Genomic DNA, 20394 nt, shown 5'->3' with positions numbered 1-20394 from the left:
GTAAAACGCGCTAGCTGTCGCGGCTGTCAGTTTCGCGTCACCGTGCTGACCGTATTACCGGGCTATAAAGCAGCTACCCAACCTTCAACTGGCAGCTTGCGGCTTAAAGCGTGCAACTGCGTCCGGCGCCTCCCATGCAGATAAAACGAAACACGGCCCTGATGGTGGGCGTCCTCTTGATACTAGCGGTGGCCGCCTGGGCCGTAACACGGCCTGCCAAGCCCCGGCTGGCTGCGCCCACAGCGATCCCGGTACGGGTGGTGAGCGTCGCGCAACAGGACGTTCCCAGGTTCATCAGCGGCATCGGCTCAGTGCTGTCGTTGCACAGTGTGGTGATTCGCCCGCAGATCGACGGCATCCTCACCCGGTTGCTGGTCAAGGAGGGCCAATCGGTGAAGGCCGGCGACTTGCTGGCGACCATCGATGACCGTTCGATCCGCGCCAGCCTCGACCAGGCCAGGGCGCAATTGGGCGAAAGCCAGGCGCAGTTGCAAGTGGCGTTGGTCAATCTCAAGCGCTACAAAGCGCTGAGCATCGACGACGGCGTGTCCAAACAGACCTATGACCAGCAACAGGCGCTGGTCAACCAGCTCAAGGCCACTGCGCAAGGTAATCAAGCGGCCATTGATGCAGCTCAGGTACAACTTTCCTATACCCAGATTCGCTCCCCGGTCAGCGGCCGCGTGGGCATCCGTAACGTGGACGAAGGCAACTTCCTGCGCATGAGCGACACCCAGGGGCTGTTTACCGTCACGCAGCTCGACCCGATTGCCGTTGAGTTCTCCCTGCCACAACAGATGCTGCCGACCTTGCAGGGCCTGATTGCCGCCCCCACCCGGGCCACCGTCGACGCCTACCTGGGCGCCGACACCGACAACCAGACCGGCGACCTGCTCGGCGAAGGCCACCTGAGCCTGATCGACAACCAGATCAGTTCCACCACCGGCACCCTGCGGGCCAAGGCCGAGTTCAGCAACCCGGCGCATAAGCTATGGCCGGGGCAACTGGTGACCATCAAGGTCCAGACGGCCCTCGACAAGAACGCCCTGGTGGTACCGCCGACCGTGGTGCAGCGCGGGCTGGACTCACATTTCGTGTACCGCGTAAGCGCTGACAAAGTCGAGGTGGTGCCGGTGCAAGTCGCCTACCAGAACAGCGACATCAATATCATCAAAGGCGTGCAGGCCGGCGATGTGCTGGTCAGCGATGGGCAATCGCGGCTCAAGGCCGGTGCGCAGGTGGAGGTGCTCAAGGAGCCGCCGCAAGCGATCCACACCGCCAACGCCCAGGTGCAACCATGAGTGCAAGCCGGTCGCCCTCGGCCTGGTGCGTTGACCATCCGGTCGCCACCCTGTTGCTGACCTTCGCCCTGGTGTTGCTGGGGATTATTGCCTTCCCGAACCTGGCCGTCGCGCCACTGCCGGAAGCGGAATTTCCGACCATCCAGGTCACCGCGCAACTGCCCGGCGCCAGCCCGGACACCATGGCCTCATCGGTGGCCACGCCTCTTGAGGTGCAGTTCAGTGCCATCCCCGGCATGACCCAGATGACCTCCAGCAGCGCCTTGGGCTCCAGCCTCTTGACCCTGCAGTTCACCCTGGAAAAAAGCATCGACACCGCCGCCCAGGAAGTCCAGGCCGCGATCAACACCGCGTCCGGCAAGTTGCCCAGCGACATGCCGAGCTTGCCCACCTGGAGGAAGGTCAACCCGGCGGACAGCCCGGTGTTGATCCTCAGTGTCAGTTCCAGCAGCATGCCCAGCACCGAGCTGAGCGACTACGTGGAAACCCTGCTGGCGCGCCAGATCAGCCAGATCGACGGCGTCGGCCAGATCAACATCACCGGCCAGCAACGCCCGGCGATCCGCGTGCAGGCGTCGCCCGACAAGCTCGCGGCCATCGGCCTGACGCTCGCCGACATACGCCTGGCCATCCAGCAGTCGAGCCTGAACCTGGCCAAGGGCGCGATCTATGGCGAAAACAGCGTGTCCACCCTGTCGACCAACGACCAGCTGTTTCACCCGGAGGAATACGGCCAACTGATCGTTTCCTACAAGAACGGTGCGCCGGTTCAACTGCGCGATATCGCCAAGGTCATCAATGGTTCGGAAAACGCCTACGTGCAAGCCTGGTCCGGCGATACGCCAGGGGTGAACCTGGTGATTTCACGCCAGCCTGGCGCCAACATCGTCGACACCGTCGACCGCATCCAGGCCGAGTTGCCGCGCCTGCAAGGCATGTTGCCAGCCTCGGTGCAGGTCAGCGTGTTGACCGATCGCACCAAGACTATCCGCGCCTCACTGCATGAAGTGGAAATGACCCTGCTGATCGCCATCCTGCTGGTGGTGGCGGTGATGGCATTGTTCCTGCGTCAACTGTCGGCGACGCTGATTGTGTCTGCGGTATTGGGTGTGTCGCTGGTAGCCAGTTTCGCCCTGATGTATGTGATGGGGTTCAGCCTGAACAACCTGACCCTGGTGGCCATCGTGATCGCCGTGGGGTTTGTGGTGGACGATGCGATTGTGGTGGTGGAGAACATCCATCGGCACCTGGAGGCTGGCCTGGGCAAACGTGAAGCGGCGATCAAGGGCTCCGGCGAAATTGGCTTTACCGTAGTGTCCATCAGCTTCTCGCTGGTGGCGGCGTTTATTCCGCTGCTGTTCATGGGCGGCGTGGTCGGGCGGTTGTTCAAGGAGTTTGCGCTGACGGCCACCGCGACCATCCTGATTTCGGTGGTGGTTTCGCTGACCCTGGCCCCGACCCTGGCCGCCTTGTTCATGCGCGCACCGAGCCATCCTGCCCACGCCAAACCCACCTTCAGCGAACGCCTGCTGGCCGGCTACGCGCGCAATCTGCGCCGGGCGCTGGCGCATCAACGCAGCATGGCAGCGATCTTCGGGGTGACCCTGGCCCTGGCTGTGGTCGGTTATGTGTTTATTCCCAAGGGTTTCTTCCCGGTGCAGGACACCGGTTTCGTGCTCGGCACCAGCGAAGCGGCGGCCGACGTGTCGTACAAGGACATGGTCGGCAAGCACAAGGCTCTGGCCGAGATCGTCAAGGCCGACCCGGCGGTGCAGGCGTTTTCCCATTCGGTGGGCGTTACCGGCAGCAACCAGACCATCGCCAACGGCCGCTTCTGGATCGCCTTGAAAGACCGCAGTGAGCGCGATGTGTCCGCCAGCCAGTTCATCGACCGCATCCGCCCACAACTGGCGAAGGTGCCTGGCATCGTGCTGTACCTGCGCGCCGGCCAGGACATCAACTTGAGCTCCGGCCCCAGCCGCGCCCAGTACCAATACGTGCTCAAGAGCAACGACGGCCCGACGCTGAACACCTGGACCCAGCGTCTCACCGAAAAACTGCGCGCCAACCCGGCGTTTCGCGACCTGTCCAACGACCTGCAACTGGGCGGCAGCATCACCCATATCAGCATCGACCGCCAGGCCGCCTCACGTTTCGGGCTGACCGCCACCGATGTCGACCAGGCGTTGTACGACGCCTTCGGCCAGCGCCAGATCAACGAGTTCCAGACCGAGATCAACCAGTACCAAGTGATACTTGAACTGGACAGCCAACAGCGCGGCAAGGCCGAAAGCCTCGACTACTTTTACCTGCGCTCGCCATTGACCAACGAGATGGTGCCGTTGTCGGCCTTGGCCAAAGTCGACCCGCCCACGGTCGGGCCGTTGTCCATCAGCCATGACGGCATGTTCCCTGCTGCCAACCTGTCGTTCAACCTGGCGCCCGGCGTAGCCCTGGGCGATGCAGTGATCATGCTCGACCAGGCCAAAAACGAAATCGGGATGCCGAGCACAATCATCGGCAACTTCCAGGGTGCGGCCCAGGCGTTCCAGAGCTCGCTGGCCAGCCAACCCTGGCTGATCCTCGCGGCGCTGGTGGCGGTCTACATTATTCTGGGTGTGCTGTACGAGAGTTTTGTGCACCCGCTGACGATCATTTCCACCCTGCCCTCGGCGGGCCTCGGTGCGCTGGTCATGCTGTGGCTGCTGGGCCAGGACTTTTCGATCATGGCCTTGATCGGCCTGGTGCTGCTGATCGGCATCGTGAAGAAAAACGGTATCTTGATGATCGACTTCGCCCTGGAGGCGCAGCGGGTACGCGGGCTGCCACCCGAAGATGCGATTTATGAAGCCTGCGTCACGCGGTTCCGGCCGATCATGATGACCACCCTTGCCGCGTTGCTCGGCGCCGTGCCGTTGATGCTCGGCGCAGGCCCTGGGGCGGAACTGCGCCAGCCGCTGGGCATCGCGGTGGTCGGTGGCTTGTTGGTGAGCCAGGCGCTGACGCTGTTCACCACGCCGGTCATATACTTGTACCTTGAACGTTTTTTCCACAGGCCCAAACCAGCGCTGACGCTGGCGACCACACACTGAGGCGGTCATGCGCGTCCTGATTATTGAAGATGAAGAAAAAACCGCGGACTACCTGCACCGCGGCCTGACCGAGCAAGGCTACACCGTCGATGTCGCCCGTGAAGGCATCGAGGGCCTGCACCTGGCGCTGGAAAACGATTACGCAGTGATCGTGCTCGACGTGATGCTGCCCGGGCTGGATGGCTTCGGTGTACTGCGCGCCTTACGCGCCCGCAAGCAGACGCCGGTGATCATGCTCACCGCTCGCGAGCGCGTTGAAGACCGCATCCGCGGCCTGCGCGAAGGCGCCGACGATTACCTGGGCAAGCCGTTTTCGTTCCTGGAACTGGTGGCCCGCCTGCAAGCCCTGACCCGCCGCAGCGGCGGCCATGAACCGGTGCAGGTCACCGTTGCCGACCTGTGGATCGACCTGATCAGCCGCAAGGCCAGCCGCAACGGTGTACGCCTGGACCTGACCGCCAAGGAGTTCTCGCTGCTCAGCGTATTGGCGCGACGCCAGGGCGAGATCCTGTCCAAGACCGCGATTGCCGAGATGGTCTGGGACATCAATTTCGACAGCGATGCCAACGTGGTGGAAGTGGCGATCAAGCGTCTGCGCGCCAAGCTCGACGGGCCGTTCGAACACAAGCTGCTGCACACCATTCGTGGCATGGGCTATGTGCTGGAAAACCGCATGCAGGAAAACCACAGTGGTCGCTAATTCCATCGCCCTGCGCCTGAGTGGCATGTTCACCCTGGTGGCGTTGCTGATCTTTCTGTTGATCGGCGGCGCGCTGTACCAGCAGGTCGACCGTGGCCTGGGGCTGTTGCCAGGTGCCGAGTTGGATGCGCGCTACAGCGTGCTGGAATCGTCGATCAATCGCTTCGGCACGCCGGAACATTGGGCCAAGATCAGGTCCAAGCTCAAGCTGTTGGGGGAAGAAGACAAGCGCATCCGTTTCTGGGTGGTCAGCAGCGACCCGAGCTACGAATACGGTGAGCCGGACGCGCAGATTCGCGCCTTTGCCGAAGGCGCCACAGGTAAGCGCGACCTGCGCCTGCCGGGTCACGATTATCCCTTCAAGGTGCTGGTCAGCCAATTTGCAGCCAAGGACCAGCGCCCGGCGTTGCGCTTTATGATTGCCATCGACACGGAGAACTTCCGCGCCACCCAGCATCACTTGCTGGTGGCGTTGATCAGCCTCGCGCTGGTGGGTGTAATACTGGCGGCACTGCTGGGGTTCTGGGTCGCGCGTATAGGCCTCAAGCCCTTGGGCAAACTCTCGGATGAAGCGCAAAAGCTTGCGCCGCCGAAACTCTCCGGGCGCCTGCAATTGTCACCCTTACCGCCCGAGCTGAGCCAATTCGTCAATTCATTCAACGCCACCCTCGACCGGGTTGAACAGGCGTATTCGCGCTTGGAATCGTTCAACGCCGACGTTGCCCATGAACTGCGCTCTCCGCTCACCAACCTGATCGGCCAGACCCAAGTCGCGCTGACACGCGGGCGTTCGGCCGAACACTATTTTGAGGTGCTGCAATCGAACCTGGAGGAGCTGGAACGGCTGCGCTCGATCATCAACGACATGCTGTTCCTTGCCAGCGCCGATCAGGGCAGCAAAGCCACCAAGCTGATCGAATGCTCCCTGGCCGATGAAGTGGCCACCACCCTCGACTATCTGGATTTTATCCTCGAAGACGCCCAGGTTCAGGTGCGCGTGGACGGCGATGCCCTGGTGCAGATCGAAAAAGCCCACCTGCGGCGTGCGCTGATCAACCTGCTGAGCAATGCCGTGCAACACACCGCACCCGGACAGATTATCGACGTGCATATCCAGGTGCAGGAGAAGCAGGTGGCAATCGGCGTGACCAACCCCGGCGACGCGATTGCCAGCGAACACTTGCCACGCCTGTTCGAACGCTTCTATCGGGTGGATGCCTCGCGCAGCAACAGCGGGGCCAATCACGGGTTGGGGCTGGCGATCGTCAAGGCGATTGCGTTGATGCATGGCGGGGATGTGTTTGTGCGCAGCGAAGGCGGTGGCAATACGTTTGGTATCACCCTGCCGATCTAAACAACTCGGTCAAAATGTGGGAGCTGGCTTGCCTGCGATAGCATCACCACGGTAGGCCTGGCATACCGAGGTGTCTGCATCGCAGGCAAGCCAGCTCCCACAGAAGATCCCATGGCCCTCACTGTTGCGATTTGGGCAATAGTTATTATCTTGTTACACTCTGTATCGCACCGCTCCCCTGCGTTACTTTGACGCATCGATGAGCGCGACGGCAAAGACAGCTGACCACTCACCCGAATTTCCCTCGACTTATTTCCAGGGCTCTACACTGGGAATCTGTCTTAAAGCCGCTGACTTCAGCGGCTTTTTTTTGCCGTGAAAAAAGGCCGGGCACACCCCACGACACTGGCCGTTCATGATTGACCAAAGGAGCTCCACCGGTGAAGAACTCGCTGACGTTCACCCCGTTATTCCTCGCAATCGCAGCAACGATCATCCCGCTTGCCCACGCGGCAGACGCCCCGCCCGTCGAAGGCTTCGTCGAGGGTTCACACCTCACGATCAACACCCGCAACTACTACATGAACCGCGACCGGCGCGATATTCATACCGATGACAGCAAGGAGTGGGGCCAGGGCTTTATCGGCACCTTCGAATCCGGCTACACCCAGGGCCCCATCGGCTTGGGCCTGGACGTCAATGCCATGTTCGGCCTCAAGCTCGACGGCGGTGGCGGTACGGATGGTTCCAGCATCCTTCCGTATGGCAGCGGCAACGGCAAAGCGCCGGGTTCGTTCTCGACGGCTGGCGGCACCTTGAAGCTGCGCGCCTTCGACACCGAACTGAAAGCCGGCGACCTGTTCCTCAACAACCCGGTGATCGCCGGCGGCATGACACGCATGTTGCCGCAGACTTTCCGTGGCGTGAGCCTGACCAACCACAGCTTTGACGGCTGGATGTTCGAAGGTGGCCAGGCCAGTTTCACCAAGCTCTATAACCAGAGCGGCCATCGGCGTATTGGTACCAGCTACGGCACGCTGCCCGCCAACACCGACAGCCAGCACCTGGACTGGGCTGGCGTGTCGTTCAGCGGGATCGAGGGGCTGACCAGCAACCTGTACGCGTCCGAGCTCAAGGACGTCTGGCACCAGTATTACTACGACCTGGAATACACCTACGCCCTGAACGACCTGGTCAGCCTGACGCCCGGCCTGCACTACTACCATACCCAGGACACCGGTCAATCGCTGCTGGGGGATATCGACAACAACACCTACAGCCTGCATTTCACCGTGGGCGTGGGTAACCACAGCGTCACAGCGACTTATCAGCGGGTCAATGGCAACACGCCGTTCGATTACATCACCCAGGGCGACAGCGTGTACCTGGACAACTCCCAGCAGTACTCGGATTTCAACGGGCCCAATGAGCGCTCCTGGAAGCTCAAGTACGCCTACGACTTTGCCGGCCTCGGCGTGCCCGGCCTGACGTCCGCCGTGTCCTACATCAGCGGCAAGACCGACCTGACCAAGGTCGACCCCAACAGTCGCGGCTACAGCAACTGGTACAGCGCCGATGGCAAGGATGCCAAGCACTGGGAGCGCGATATCGACCTGAAATATGTGGTGCAGGGCGGCAAGGCCAAGGACTTGGCCGTGCGCCTGCAATGGGCGACCAATCGCGGCAGCAATGGCTACTCGGCGGTGGACCGGGATGTGGATGAATACCGTGTGATCGTGGACTACCCGATCAACGTGTTCTGAGTACAGGTAGGAGCGAGCTTGCTCGCTCCTACAGGTTGGCTTTGCGCCATATTTAAGAGTTGCTACTACGCTAAGGGCATTCTCAATGCAGAAGTGTGCCCGATGAGTTCAAGCCCTACCCGCCCCAACCGCCGCCCGGAGCGCCTGCTGATCCTGGGCAGCACGCTCACGGTGTTGCTGATCGTGGGGGTCGTCACTGCGCTGCTGATTCGTGAACATGCCAACACCCTGCAGACGGCCAAGCGCACCGCCAACACCATCACTCAATTGATCGACGCTGACGTGCTGCGCAATGTCGAACTTTACGACATGGCCCTCAAAGGCTTGATCAGCGCCACCGAGCGCACCGACCTGCAAGACGTTTCAGAGAGCATCCGTCATTTGGTGCTGTTCGATCGTTCCGCAGCGGCGCCCTACAAGGGCGATATCCTGCTGTTGGACCCGGCTGGCGAGGTGATTGCCGATTCCTCCCTGCTCACGCCCAAACTGGGTAACTTTGCCGACCGGGACTACTTTCGGGCGCACCGCACCAACCCCGACCTGGGCCTGTATATCAGCCGTCCGTTCATGGCGCGCTGCCAGTGTGCCGACCCCTGGCGCATCGCGTTCAGCCGTCGCGTTTCGTCACCGGATGGGCGCTTCCTGGGAGTGGCGGTCGCGTCCATGCGCCTGTCGTACTTTCATCAGTTGTTCAGCAGCTTGAACATCGGCAGCAACAGCACCATCAACCTGCTCAACCACCAAGGCATCCTGCTGGCGCAAGAGCCTCTGCTGGAAGCAGATATCGTCGACAAGGACCTGAGCCAGCGCCCGAATGTGGCGCGCATGCTGCGCGAACGGGACGGCAGCTTCCAAAGTATCTCCAGTGTCGATCGCCAGGCACGGCTCTACAGTTTTTCGAATGTGGGCAACTTGCCGCTGATCGTGGCAGTGGCCTTGTCCAGCAATGAAATGTTCGCCCCCTGGCGACGTGCGGCGTGGCTGGTCAGCATCGCGACCGGAGTGTTGTGCGTGGGCCTGTTGTGGCTGACCTGGGCACTGTGCATGGAGCTGCGCCGTCGCCATCGCGCCGAACAGGTGCTGTCAGAACTGGCAGCCACCGACGCCCTTACCGGCCTGGCCAACCGCCGCACGCTGGACGAACGCTTGCGGCTGGAATGGGACCGGGCACAACGCTCCATCGAGTCGTTGAGTGTGCTGATGATCGATGTGGACCACTTCAAGGCCTTCAACGACCGCCACGGCCACCAGGGCGGCGATGAGGCGTTGCGCGCAGTCGCGCAGGTGATCGCCAGCCATATCCGCCGCCCTGCCGACCTGGCGGCGCGCTATGGCGGAGAGGAGTTCGCGGTGGTGTTACCCAATACCGACGCCAAGGGGGCGTGGGTGATCGCCGAGCATATCCGCAAGGGGGTCCAGCACTTGCCGCGCAAGGCCGGGGATGAGCAACCAATCACGGTGAGCATCGGCATGAGTACTTGGCAAAAGCACAGCCGTATTTCCCTTGAAGACCTGCTGCTCAAGGCTGACCAAGCGTTGTATCAGGCCAAGCACAGCGGCCGTAACCGGATAGTGGATGTTTCAAAGACCTCAAACTGATGAGGTCAGGTGTGGGAGCTGGCTTGCCTGCGATGGCGGTGGGGCAGCTATCTATAAGCTAACTGGCTGACCGCTATCGCAGGCAAGCCAGCTCCCACATTTGGATATTCGTCAGGCATAAAAAAAGGCCACCCGAAGGCAGCCTTTCAAAACTAAAGAAAGAGAGTTGTTACTTACACCGCCGCAACGGGACGCATGTAAGAGATCGGTGCGGTGCTGGCATCTTCGAAGGTCACGACTTCCCAAGCGTCTGTCTGCTCAATCAACTTGCGCAGCAGCTGGTTGTTAAGGGCGTGGCCCGACTTGAAGCCTTTGAACTCGCCTATCAGGCTATTGCCCAGCAGGTAGAGGTCACCGATTGCATCGAGGATCTTGTGCTTCACGAATTCGTCTTCGTAGCGAAGGCCGTCTTCGTTCAGTACACCATCCGCGTCGACCACAATGGCGTTTTCCACGCTGCCGCCGAGTGCGAGGTTGTGCTTGCGCAGGTACTCGATGTCACTCATGAAACCAAAGGTACGGGCGCGGCTGACTTCTTTTACAAACGAAGTGCTGGAAAAATCCACGCTTGCACTTTGGGTGCGGTCACGGAATACCGGGTGATCGAAATCGATCTCAAAGCTCACTTTAAAGCCTTCGAACGGGACGAAGGTGGCGCGCTTGTCGCCGTCTTCTACTGTCACTTCCCGCAGAATGCGAATGAACTTCTTGGCTGCGTCCTGTTCTTCCAGGCCGGCAGATTGAATCAAGAATACGAAGGGTCCAGCGCTGCCATCCATGATCGGGACTTCGGACGCGGAGAGCTCGACGTAGGCGTTATCGATGCCCAGGCCAGCCATGGCCGAGAGCAAGTGCTCCACCGTGTCCACTTTGACGTCACCGTTGACCAGAGTGGTCGACATCGTGGTTTCGCCAACGTTTTCCGCGCGAGCAGGAATCTGCACCACAGGGTCCAGGTCGGCACGAACAAACACGATGCCGGTGTCGACAGGTGCGGGCTTGAGGGTCAGGTATACCTTCTCCCCGGAGTGCAGACCTACACCTGTGGCACGGATAATATTCTTCAGGGTGCGTTGTTTAATCATGGCTTGGACCGCTTCAGCGCAAATTGCGAACTGGTATCAACAAAGGCTGGCGATAATAACAGACCAGACCTTTGCTGAACACCAATCACCTTCATAGCCCTGATACATTCCATTAATCGGCCTGACGACGCAGGAATGCCGGGATGTCCAGGTAGTCCAGGTCATCTTGCGGATTCGGGCTACGGGACGCCGCAGCACCGGCCTGAGCCTGGTTGCGCATCACGGTCGGACGGTCCAGGTCACGGTAGTTCACCGACGGCAGTTCCTGGCGAGCAGGGGCTGGGGCAGCAGTTGCCTGGCTGGCCTGGCTAGTGTGCAGGGTGTTGTCGATGACCTTTACAGGCTTCTCGATTTTCGCACCCAGGCCGGTCGCAACCACGGTTACATGCAGTTCGTCGCGCATGTCCGGATCGATAACGGTACCCACCTTGACCATGGCGTGCTCGGACGCGAAGGCTTCGATGATGCTACCCACGTCGGAGTACTCACCCAGGGACAGGTCGGGACCGGCGGTGATGTTCACCAGGATGCCGCGTGCGCCTTGCAGGTTCACGTCTTCGAGCAACGGGTTGCGGATGGCCGCTTCGGTGGCCTCGCGTGCACGGTTCGGACCGCTGGCGCAGCCAGTGCCCATCATCGCCATGCCCATTTCGCTCATGACCGTACGAACGTCGGCAAAGTCGACGTTGATCATGCCCGGACGCTTGATGATGTCGGAGATACCGCGAACGGCACCGGCCAGTACATCGTCAGCCTTGGCGAACGCAGACAGCAGGCTTGCGTCCTTGCCCAGGATGGTCAGCAGTTTCTCGTTGGGGATGGTGATCAACGAGTCGACGCTTTCAGACAGCAGACGGATACCTTCGTCGGCGATCTGCATGCGCTTGCGGCCTTCGAACGGGAACGGACGCGTCACGACAGCAACGGTCAGAATCCCCATTTCCTTGGCCACTTCGGCAATGATCGGTGCAGCACCGGTACCGGTACCGCCGCCCATGCCGGTGGTGATGAACACCATGTTGGTGCCTTGCAGCACTTCGGCAATACGCTCGCGGTCTTCCAGGGCGGCTTGACGGCCGACTTCCGGATTGGCGCCAGCGCCGAGGCCTTTGGTCACCGCGGTGCCCAATTGCAGGATGGTCCGCGCGCCGATGCTTTTGAGCGCCTGGGCATCAGTGTTGGCGCAGATGAACTCAACGCCTTCAATGTTGCTCTTGACCATGTGGTTGACAGCGTTGCCGCCGCCACCGCCGACACCGATTACTTTGATAACCGGGCTAGCGGGGATGTTGTCTACGAGTTCGAACATGTTCCCTCTCCTTTCATTTTCTCTAGTTTTTTCGCCTACTGCTTGTTGCGGGTGTTGCGGTGTCGCGGTAAATCTTTAGAAATTGCCTTGTACCCAGCTTTTGATCCGGTCCAGCAGCGGCGCTTTCTCATCGTCATCGCTGCGGTAGCTGTCACGGATGCTCGGGCCCGACAGGGAAATGCCGTCGGTCTGCTTTTGCAGCCCGTACAACAGCAAGCCCACACCGGTGGAATAAATCGGGTTGCGCACCACGTCGCCCAGGCCCTTCACGCCATGGGGCACGCCCAGGCGCACCGGCATGTGGAAGATCTCTTCGGCCAACTCGACCGCGCCTTCCATCTTCGAGGTACCACCGGTCAGCACGATGCCGGCCGGGATCAAATCTTCGTAGCCGCTGCGGCGCAGTTCAGCCTGAATCAGGGTGAACAGCTCGTCGTAGCGTGGCTCGACCACTTCGGCCAGGGCCTGGCGCGACAGCTCGCGGGGTGGACGATCACCCACGCTTGGCACCTTGATGGTCTCACCGGCACCGGCCAGCTTGGCCAGGGCGCAGGCGTAGCGGATCTTGATTTCTTCGGCGTACTGGGTCGGTGTGCGCAACGCCATGGCGATGTCGTTGGTGACCTGGTCGCCGGCAATCGGGATCACGGCGGTGTGACGAATCGCACCCTCGGTGAAGATCGCGATGTCGGTGGTGCCGCCGCCGATGTCCACCAGGCACACGCCCAGCTCTTTTTCGTCGTCGGTCAGTACCGAGTAGGCCGAGGCCAACTGCTCGAGAATGATGTCGTCGATTTCCAGGCCGCAGCGGCGCACGCATTTTTCAATGTTCTGTGCGGCGTTGACGGCGCAGGTCACCACGTGAACCTTGGCTTCCAGGCGAACGCCCGACATGCCCAGGGGCTCGCGCACGCCTTCCTGGTTGTCGATCACGTAGTCCTGCGGCAGGGTGTGCAGCACGCGCTGGTCCGCCGGGATCGCCACGGCCTGGGCGGCGTCGAGGACGCGCTCAAGGTCGGCCGAGCTGACTTCACGGTCGCGGATCGCCACGATGCCGTGGGAGTTCAGGCTACGGATGTGGTTGCCCGCCACGCCGACGAACGCCGAGTGAATCCGGCAACCGGCCATCAGCTGCGCTTCTTCGATAGCGCGCTGGATCGACTGCACGGTGGACTCGATGTTCACCACCACGCCCTTCTTCAGGCCCCGGGACGGATGCGTGCCAATACCGACGATTTCGATCGCGCCGTCTTCCCCGACCTCGCCCACCAGCGCCACCACCTTGGAGGTGCCGATATCGAGACCGACGATCATTTTGCCGCTTTGCACGTTTGCCATGGGTCCTGCCTCTTCTTAATTCTTCGCGACAGCGGGTTGTGCTGCCGTGGGCGCAGCCGGTGTACGCCAGCCGACGGCCAGGCCGTTGGCGTAACGCAGGTCGACGCTCGCAATGTTCGTAATCTGTTCTTTCAAGGTTTTTTCATAGATGGCAATAAAGCGGCGCATCTTTTCCACCAAGCGGTCGCGTCCCAGCAACAACTCGATGCCCGGGCCGGAACTGCCTGCCCCGGTCGTCAAAAACCAGCTGCCCCGCTCACGCAATTCCAGGCGTGCAATGGAGAAGCCCAGTGGCCGCAGCATCTGGCTCAAGGCCTGGTACTGCTGCATCACTTGCTGCTGCGCCCGCTGCGGCCCGAACAGCTGCGGCAGGTGTTCATAGTTGGCCAGCTCACGCGGAGTGAACGCCTGGCCCTGGTTGTTCAACAGCGCTTCATCGCCCCAACGGGCCACGGGCAGTTGTTCTTCCAGGCGGATCGTGACCTGGTCCGGCCATACACGGCGAACTTCGGCGTGGGCGATCCACGGCATCTGTTCCAGCTCCGAGCGCATGCCAGCCAGGTCGATGGTAAAGAAACTCGCCGCCAGGTATGGGCCGATGCGCTGCTGTACCGCTTGCTGGCTGATGTAGCTCAAGTCGCCCTGCACGCTGATCTTGGTGATCGGCCGGTCGGCATACGGCAACAGACGCTGCGCGCCTTCGTACGTGCCAAAGCCCAGCACCACCAGCAGCACCGGCCAGAACAGCGCCTTGATAAAACCAAAGTTGGCTTTTGGCAGGCGCGCCGACATCGGCTCTTTAGCCACCATTCGGCTTGCACCCCGTGGCACCGGCTTGCGGCTCGGTGCTTGTGGGGGCTGATGACGAAGCGATGCGCCGTTCATGTGTTTAGCCTCTTGGCTCAATGCTGTCGGCCAGGATCGCCAGCACTAACTGCTGGAAATCCAGACCGGCGGCACGGGCTGCCATGGGAACCAGGCTGTGGTCGGTCATGCCCGGTGCGGTGTTGACTTCAAGGAACCAGAAATTCCCTTGGTCATCCTGCATCACGTCTGCCCGCGCCCAACCGGCGATACCCAGCGCCTCACAGGCTTTCGCCGTGAGGTCCATCAATTCTTGTTCCTTGGTTGCTTCGAGGCCGCATGGGATCCGGTACTGAGTATCGGAAGCCAGGTACTTGGCGTCGTAGTCATAAAAGGTGTGGGGCGTGCCCAAAGCGATGGGCGGCAATACCTGGCCACGCAGGGTGGCGATGGTGTACTCGGGACCGGAAATCCACTGTTCCACCAACACTTGCGAATCGTAGGTACTTGCCGCTTTCCATGCGTCGATCAATTCGGCGGCCGAGTTCACTTTGGCCATGCCGATACTGGAGCCTTCATGGGCTGGTTTGACGATCAAAGGCAGGCCCAGTTCCTTGGCCGCAGAAATACAATCGTCTTCACTGCACAGTACGGCGTGACGTGGGGTCGGAATACCCAGGCTGTGCCACACCTGCTTGGTGCGCAACTTGTCCATCGCCAAGGCCGATGCGAGGATGCCGCTGCCGGTGTAAGGGATGCCGGCGCATTCGAGCAGGCCCTGCATGCTGCCGTCCTCACCGCCGCGGCCGTGAAGAATGAGAAAGGCGCGGTCGATTTTTTCAGCCTGCAGACGGGCAAGGAAGTCATCGCCCACATCGATACCGAAGGCATTCACGCCAGCACTTTGCAGCGCCTCAAGCACCGCATTGCCGGACTTGAGCGACACTTCGCGCTCGGCGCTCTTGCCGCCGAACAACACGGCCACGCGACCGAAGTCGGCAGGCGCAAGGGTGGAAAACAGGGAGCCGTAATCAGTGGTCATTTCGACTTCCCCTTGGCGGCGGCTGCAAACAGCGGGCTCGCCAGCAACTTGGGCGCAAGGCCACCGATATCACCGGCGCCCTGGCACAGCAGGATGTCGCCGGCGCGCAGCAGCGGCTTGACGATAGGCGCCAGGTCCACGCCACGCTCGATGTAGATCGGGTCCAACTGGCCGCGCTGGCGGATGCTGTTGCACAACTTGCGGCTGTCAGCGCCCGGGATCGGTTCTTCACCGGCCGGGTAGACTTCCATCAGCAGCAGCACGTTGGCATCGGCCAGTACATTGACGAAATCGTCGTACAGGTCGCGGGTGCGGCTGTAGCGGTGCGGCTGGTACACCATAACCAGCCGGCGCTCCGGCCAACCACCGCGCACGGCCTTGATAACGGCCGCAACTTCGGTCGGGTGGTGCCCGTAGTCGTCCACCAGCATCACGTCACCACCTTCAACCGGCAGTTGGCCGTAGACCTGGAAGCGACGGCCCACACCGGCAAAGCGCGACAGGCCCTCGACGATGGCTTCATCGCTGACGCCTTCATCGGTGGCAATGCAGATGGTCGCCAAAGAGTTCAGCACGTTGTGGTTGCCCGGCATGTTCACCGACACGTCCAGCGGCTCGCGATCGGGGCGCAGCACGGTGAAGAAGGTTTGCATGCCTTCCTGGCGCACATTGATTGCGCGCACGTCGGCGTCTTCGCTGAAGCCGTAGGTCACGGTAGGGCGTTTGACCTGGGGCAGGATTTCACGCACTACCGGGTCGTCCAGGCACACCACGGCCAGACCGTAGAACGGCAAGTTGTGCAGGAAGTCGACGAAGGTTTTCTTCAATTTGTTGAAGTCACCGTCGTAGGTCGCCATGTGGTCTTCGTCGATGTTGGTGACGACGGCGACCAGCGGTTGCAGGTGCAGGAAGCTCGCATCACTTTCATCGGCTTCGGCGATCAGGTAGCGGCTGGTGCCGAGCTGGGCATTGGTGCCAGCTGCATTCAGGCGGCCACCGATGACGAAGGTCGGGTCCAGGCCACCGGCGGCGAACACCGAGGCGATCAGGCTGGTGGTGGTGGTCTTGCCATGGGTACCGGCAACGGCGATGCCGTGGCGATAGCGCATCAGCTCGGCGAGCATCTCGGCACGCGGCACCACAGGGATACGGCGCTCAAGGGCGGTGGCCACTTCCGGGTTGGAGGTGTTCACGGCGCTGGACACCACCAGCACGTCAGCCTCGGCGGCGTTCTCGGCACGGTGGCCGATGAAGATCTGTGCGCCAAAGGACTTCAGGCGCTCGGTGACCGGCGACTCTTTCAAGTCCGAGCCGGACACCTGGTAGCCCAGGTTCAGCAACACTTCGGCAATCCCGCACATGCCCACGCCACCGATACCGACGAAGTGAATACGACGGATGCGGCGCATCTCGGGTTGCGGCATGGCTTTCTGATTCTCAACCATGGGCCACCTCCAGGCAGATATCGACCACGGTGCGGGTTGCGTCAGGTTTGGCCAGGCGGCTTGCGGTGCTCGCCATGCTGTTGAGTCGTTCCGGTTGCATCAAAACCTCGGTCAGGCGTGCGGCCAAATCGGCGGCGCCAGTCGTTCTTTGCGGCAGCAGGAAGGCAGCGCCCTCCCCGGCCAAATATTCGGCGTTGCGGGTCTGGTGATCGTCGATGGCATGGGGCAAAGGCACCAGCAAGGACGGCAGACCGGCGGCCGCCAGTTCACTGACGGTCAGCGCACCAGCGCGGCAGACCACCAGGTCGGCCCAGCCATAGGCTTGGGCCATGTCTTTGATGAAGGGCTGTACATTGGCCTCTACACCGGCCTCGCGATAACGCGCGGCGGTGACTTCATCGTGGTTCTTGCCGGCCTGGTGGAAGATCTCCGGGCGCACATCCTCAGGAAGTTGCGCAACGGCTTCAGGCAGCAATTTATTCAGCGGTTCGGCGCCCAGGCTTCCGCCCAGGATCAGCAGGTGAGCCTTGCGCCCCGCCAGCGCGTCACGCGCAATGGCCATGAACAGTTCGGTACGCACCGGGTTACCGGTGGTGCGAAGCTTGTCGGAGGCGGCGAAGGTTTTCGGGAAGGCTTCACATACCCGCGCAGCCAACGGCACTAGCAGACGGTTGGCAGTACCGGCGACGGCGTTCTGTTCGTGAACGATCACCGGCACACCCGCGAGTTTCGCCGCAACACCACCAGGGCCGGTCACATAACCGCCAAAGCCGAGCACACACACCGGCTTCAACTCGCGAATGATCCTGCGCGCCTGCATGACCGCCTTGAGCAACACGAACGGTGCCTTGAGCAATGACAACTTGCTCTTGCCACGCAGGCCGGTGACGTTGATCAAATGCAGCGGCAAGCCGGCATTGGGCACCAATTCGTTTTCGATGCCACGGGGCGTACCCAGCCAGTGCACGGTGTAGCCACGGTTCTGGAATTCACGGGCGCAAGCCAGGGCCGGGAACACATGGCCCCCGGTGCCGCCCGCCATGATCAGCACGTTAGCGCCCATGGGTCGGCTCCTCGGCGAAGTCGCTTTCGCTGAACTCCATCTCTTCGCTGCCCAGGTGGGTGCGACTCTCCCACTCGATACGCAGCAACAAACCGAGACAGGCGCAGCAAATCACCAACGAACTGCCGCCGTAACTGAGGAACGGCAAGGTCAGGCCCTTGGTCGGCAGCAGGCCGACGTTCACGCCGATGTTGATCAGGAACTGGCCGATCCACAGGAAAGCCAACCCATAGGCCACGTAGGCGGCGAAGAACTGCTTGGCCTTCTCGGCCCACAAGCCGATGTACATGGCGCGCACGCAGACGAATACAAACAATGCCACGGTGCACAGCGAACCCACCACACCCAACTCTTCGGCCAATACCGAGAACACGAAGTCGGTGTGGGCTTCCGGCAGGTAGAACTGCTTCTGCACACTGTTGCCCAGGCCCACACCCAGCCACTCGCCGCGACCGAAGGCAATCAGCGCCTGGGTCAACTGGTAGCCGGAGCCGAACTGGTCGGACCAGGGGTCGGTAAAGGTGATCAAACGCGCCATCCGGTAGGGTTGCGCCTGCACCAGGATGGTCACCGCCGCGACGGCCAGCACCACCATCAAGGTGAAGCGGAACAGCCCGACACCACCCAGGAACAGCATCGCGGCGGCGGCGCCCATCATCACCACCGTGGCCCCGAAGTCGGGCTCCATCAGCAGCAGGCCAGCCATGGGCAGCAGCACGATGAACGGCTTGAAGAAGCCCATCCAGCTTTCGCGTACTTCTTTCTGACGGCGCACCAGGTAACCGGCGAGGTAGATCACCACGAACACTTTGGCAATTTCCGACGGCTGCACGTTGAACGCGCCGAAGCCGATCCAGCGCATCGAACCGTTCACCTCGCGGCCGATGCCGGGCACGATCACCATGACCAGCAAGCCGAACGCACCGATCAGCATCAGCCAACCCAGACGCTGCCAGGTAGCAATCGGAATCATCATGGTGACGATGCAGGCGCCCAGGCCGATCACCAGGTACACCAGGTGGCGGATCATCATGTACAGCGTGTTGCCCGACTGCACGGCGGCCACTTCGGAGGACGCCGAAGTGATCATCACCAGGCCCAGGCCGAGCAGCGCCAGGCAACCGGCGAGCATCGGGAAATCGAGGTCGATGCCGCGCCCGGTAATGATCGGCGACGGGTATGGCTTGATGATGTTTCTCAGGTTGAGGCTCATGCCAAAGCCTCCACGGCGCGGGCGAACAGTTGGCCGCGCTCTTCATAGTTCTTGAACATGTCGAAGCTGGCGCACGCGGGCGACAGCAACACCGCATCGCCAGGCTGGGCCAGGGCTTTGCACTGGGCAATGGCGTCGTCCAGGGAAGCTGCGCGTACTTGCGGTACAGCGTCACCGAGGGCGGCGGCGATCAGGTCCGAATCGCGGCCCATCAGCACCACGGCGCGGCAATGGGCGGCCACTGGAGCTTTGAGGTCCTTGAAGTCGGCACCCTTGCCATCACCACCGGCGATCAGCACCAGCTTGCCGTCGATATCGGCCCCCAGGCCTTCGATGGCCGCCAGGGCTGCACCGACATTGGTGGCTTTGGAGTCGTTGTAATAGCTGACGTCATTGAGGTCGCGCACCCATTGGCAGCGATGCTCAAGCCCGGCAAAGGTGCGCAGGCTCGCGAGCATGGCGTCGAACGGCAGGCCAACCGCGTGACCGAGCGCCAAGGCCGCCAGGGCATTGGACTGGTTGTGTGCGCCACGGATTTTCAGTTCGCGTACCGGCATCAGGTTCTGGAATTCGAACGCCAGGTACTTCTCGCCGTTCTCTTCACGAATGCCGAAGCCTTTGAAGTCCGGTTTGCCCAGGCCGAAGGTCCAGCAGGGCATGCCCTCGCCTATCAGCGGACGGCTCAGGGCATCCTGGCGGTTGACGACAAATTGCTTGGCGCCACGGAAGATCCGGTGCTTGGCCAAGTGATAAGCCGGCAGGCCGCTGTAGCGGTCCATATGGTCTTCGCTGACGTTCAATACCGTCGCCACTTCAGCGCCCAGGTCGTGGGTGGTTTCCAGCTGGAAGCTCGACAACTCCATCACGTACAACTCGACGTCGTCGCTGAGCAAATCCAGTGCCGGCACGCCAAGATTGCCGCCGACGGCCACACGCTTTCCCGCCGCAGCCGCCATCTCGCCGACCAGAGTGGTGACGGTGCTTTTGGCGTTGGAACCGCTGATGGCCACGATCGGCGCCTTCGCGTTGCGTGCGAACAGGTCGATATCGCCAGACAGCTTCACACCACGGGCCGCAGCCGCTTGCAGGGCCGGTGTCGCCAGGGCCAGGCCCGGGCTCACGTAGAGCTCGTCGGCACGGCACAGAAACTCGACATCCAGCTCGCCACAGCGCACTTCCACGTGCGGGTAGTCACGGCGCAGCGTGACCAGCTCCGGTGGATTTTCCCGCGTATCGGCCACGGCAAACGACGTGCCCCGGTTCGCCAGGAAGCGAACCAGGGACATGCCGCTCTTGCCGAGGCCGACAACGATGCGGAAGTGGTCTGAAGCGATCAGGGACACTCG

At 61.6% G+C, this 20394-nt stretch carries 15 protein-coding genes; 6 read left to right on the top strand and 9 right to left on the bottom strand.

Features of this window, described 5'->3' with window-relative positions; all coding sequences use genetic code 11:
- Positions 1-134: 134 nt before the first annotated feature.
- The 6 genes from JMV15_RS00670 to JMV15_RS00645 all read left to right on the top strand — a co-directional run bounded on the left by JMV15_RS00670 (position 135) and on the right by JMV15_RS00645 (position 9749).
- Positions 135-1301, top strand: a complete 1167-nt coding sequence (locus JMV15_RS00670; RefSeq protein WP_014716983.1) for an efflux RND transporter periplasmic adaptor subunit — start codon at positions 135-137, stop codon at positions 1299-1301.
- Positions 1298-4393, top strand: coding sequence for a multidrug efflux RND transporter permease subunit (locus JMV15_RS00665; protein ID WP_014716982.1), 3096 nt, complete (start codon positions 1298-1300; stop codon positions 4391-4393). Before JMV15_RS00670 ends, JMV15_RS00665 begins: the two co-directional genes overlap by 4 nt.
- 7 nt (positions 4394-4400) lie before the next feature.
- Entirely contained in the window at positions 4401-5093 is a 693-nt protein-coding gene (locus JMV15_RS00660) for a heavy metal response regulator transcription factor (protein ID WP_014716981.1), read from the top strand.
- Positions 5083-6447, top strand: coding sequence for a heavy metal sensor histidine kinase (locus JMV15_RS00655; RefSeq protein ID WP_019816941.1), 1365 nt, complete (start codon positions 5083-5085; stop codon positions 6445-6447). The genes JMV15_RS00660 and JMV15_RS00655 overlap by 11 nt, the downstream gene beginning before the upstream one ends.
- Before the next feature lie 380 nt (positions 6448-6827).
- The gene (locus JMV15_RS00650) at positions 6828-8150 is read left to right on the top strand and encodes an OprD family porin (protein WP_014716979.1); all 1323 of its coding nucleotides are present in this window, start codon (positions 6828-6830) and stop codon (positions 8148-8150) included.
- A gap of 102 nt (positions 8151-8252) precedes the next feature.
- Positions 8253-9749, top strand: coding sequence for a GGDEF domain-containing protein (locus JMV15_RS00645; protein ID WP_014716978.1), 1497 nt, complete (start codon positions 8253-8255; stop codon positions 9747-9749).
- 173 nt (positions 9750-9922) lie between these two features.
- On the opposite strand, the gene lpxC is transcribed toward JMV15_RS00645, so the two are convergent.
- From lpxC to murD, 9 genes are all read right to left on the bottom strand, one after another.
- Positions 9923-10834 carry a UDP-3-O-acyl-N-acetylglucosamine deacetylase gene (gene lpxC, locus JMV15_RS00640; protein ID WP_003171886.1) on the bottom strand — a complete coding sequence of 304 codons (912 nt, stop codon included), beginning with the start codon at positions 10832-10834 and terminating at the stop codon, positions 9923-9925.
- Between the two features lie 112 nt (positions 10835-10946).
- A complete protein-coding gene (ftsZ, locus tag JMV15_RS00635) occupies positions 10947-12143 on the bottom strand; it encodes a cell division protein FtsZ (RefSeq protein WP_014716977.1) in 1197 nt (398 codons plus the stop codon).
- A gap of 75 nt (positions 12144-12218) precedes the next feature.
- Entirely contained in the window at positions 12219-13481 is a 1263-nt protein-coding gene (gene ftsA, locus JMV15_RS00630; RefSeq protein ID WP_014716976.1) for a cell division protein FtsA, read from the bottom strand.
- A gap of 15 nt (positions 13482-13496) precedes the next feature.
- Entirely contained in the window at positions 13497-14366 is an 870-nt protein-coding gene (locus tag JMV15_RS00625) for a cell division protein FtsQ/DivIB (protein ID WP_019816943.1), read from the bottom strand.
- A gap of 4 nt (positions 14367-14370) precedes the next feature.
- The gene (locus tag JMV15_RS00620; protein ID WP_014716974.1) at positions 14371-15327 is read right to left on the bottom strand and encodes a D-alanine--D-alanine ligase; all 957 of its coding nucleotides are present in this window, start codon (positions 15325-15327) and stop codon (positions 14371-14373) included.
- Entirely contained in the window at positions 15324-16772 is a 1449-nt protein-coding gene (murC, locus tag JMV15_RS00615; protein ID WP_003188677.1) for a UDP-N-acetylmuramate--L-alanine ligase, read from the bottom strand. The genes JMV15_RS00620 and murC overlap by 4 nt, the downstream gene beginning before the upstream one ends.
- Complete coding sequence (gene murG / locus JMV15_RS00610) at positions 16765-17835, bottom strand: undecaprenyldiphospho-muramoylpentapeptide beta-N-acetylglucosaminyltransferase (RefSeq protein WP_019816945.1); 1071 nt, start codon at positions 17833-17835, stop codon at positions 16765-16767. Before murG ends, murC begins: the two co-directional genes overlap by 8 nt.
- Positions 17825-19048: a putative lipid II flippase FtsW gene (gene ftsW / locus JMV15_RS00605; RefSeq protein WP_003188673.1), complete on the bottom strand. Its 1224-nt coding sequence runs from the start codon at positions 19046-19048 to the stop codon at positions 17825-17827. Before ftsW ends, murG begins: the two co-directional genes overlap by 11 nt.
- Positions 19045-20391, bottom strand: coding sequence for a UDP-N-acetylmuramoyl-L-alanine--D-glutamate ligase (murD, locus tag JMV15_RS00600; RefSeq protein ID WP_019816946.1), 1347 nt, complete (start codon positions 20389-20391; stop codon positions 19045-19047). The genes ftsW and murD overlap by 4 nt, the downstream gene beginning before the upstream one ends.
- Positions 20392-20394 lie beyond the last annotated feature (3 nt).

It is taken from the genome of Pseudomonas paracarnis (assembly GCF_904063055.1).
In the GTDB taxonomy this organism is placed as follows: domain Bacteria; phylum Pseudomonadota; class Gammaproteobacteria; order Pseudomonadales; family Pseudomonadaceae; genus Aquipseudomonas; species Aquipseudomonas paracarnis.
The sequence above is the reverse complement of the archived record's forward strand: the minus strand, read 5'-3'. Positions and strand labels throughout refer to the sequence as shown.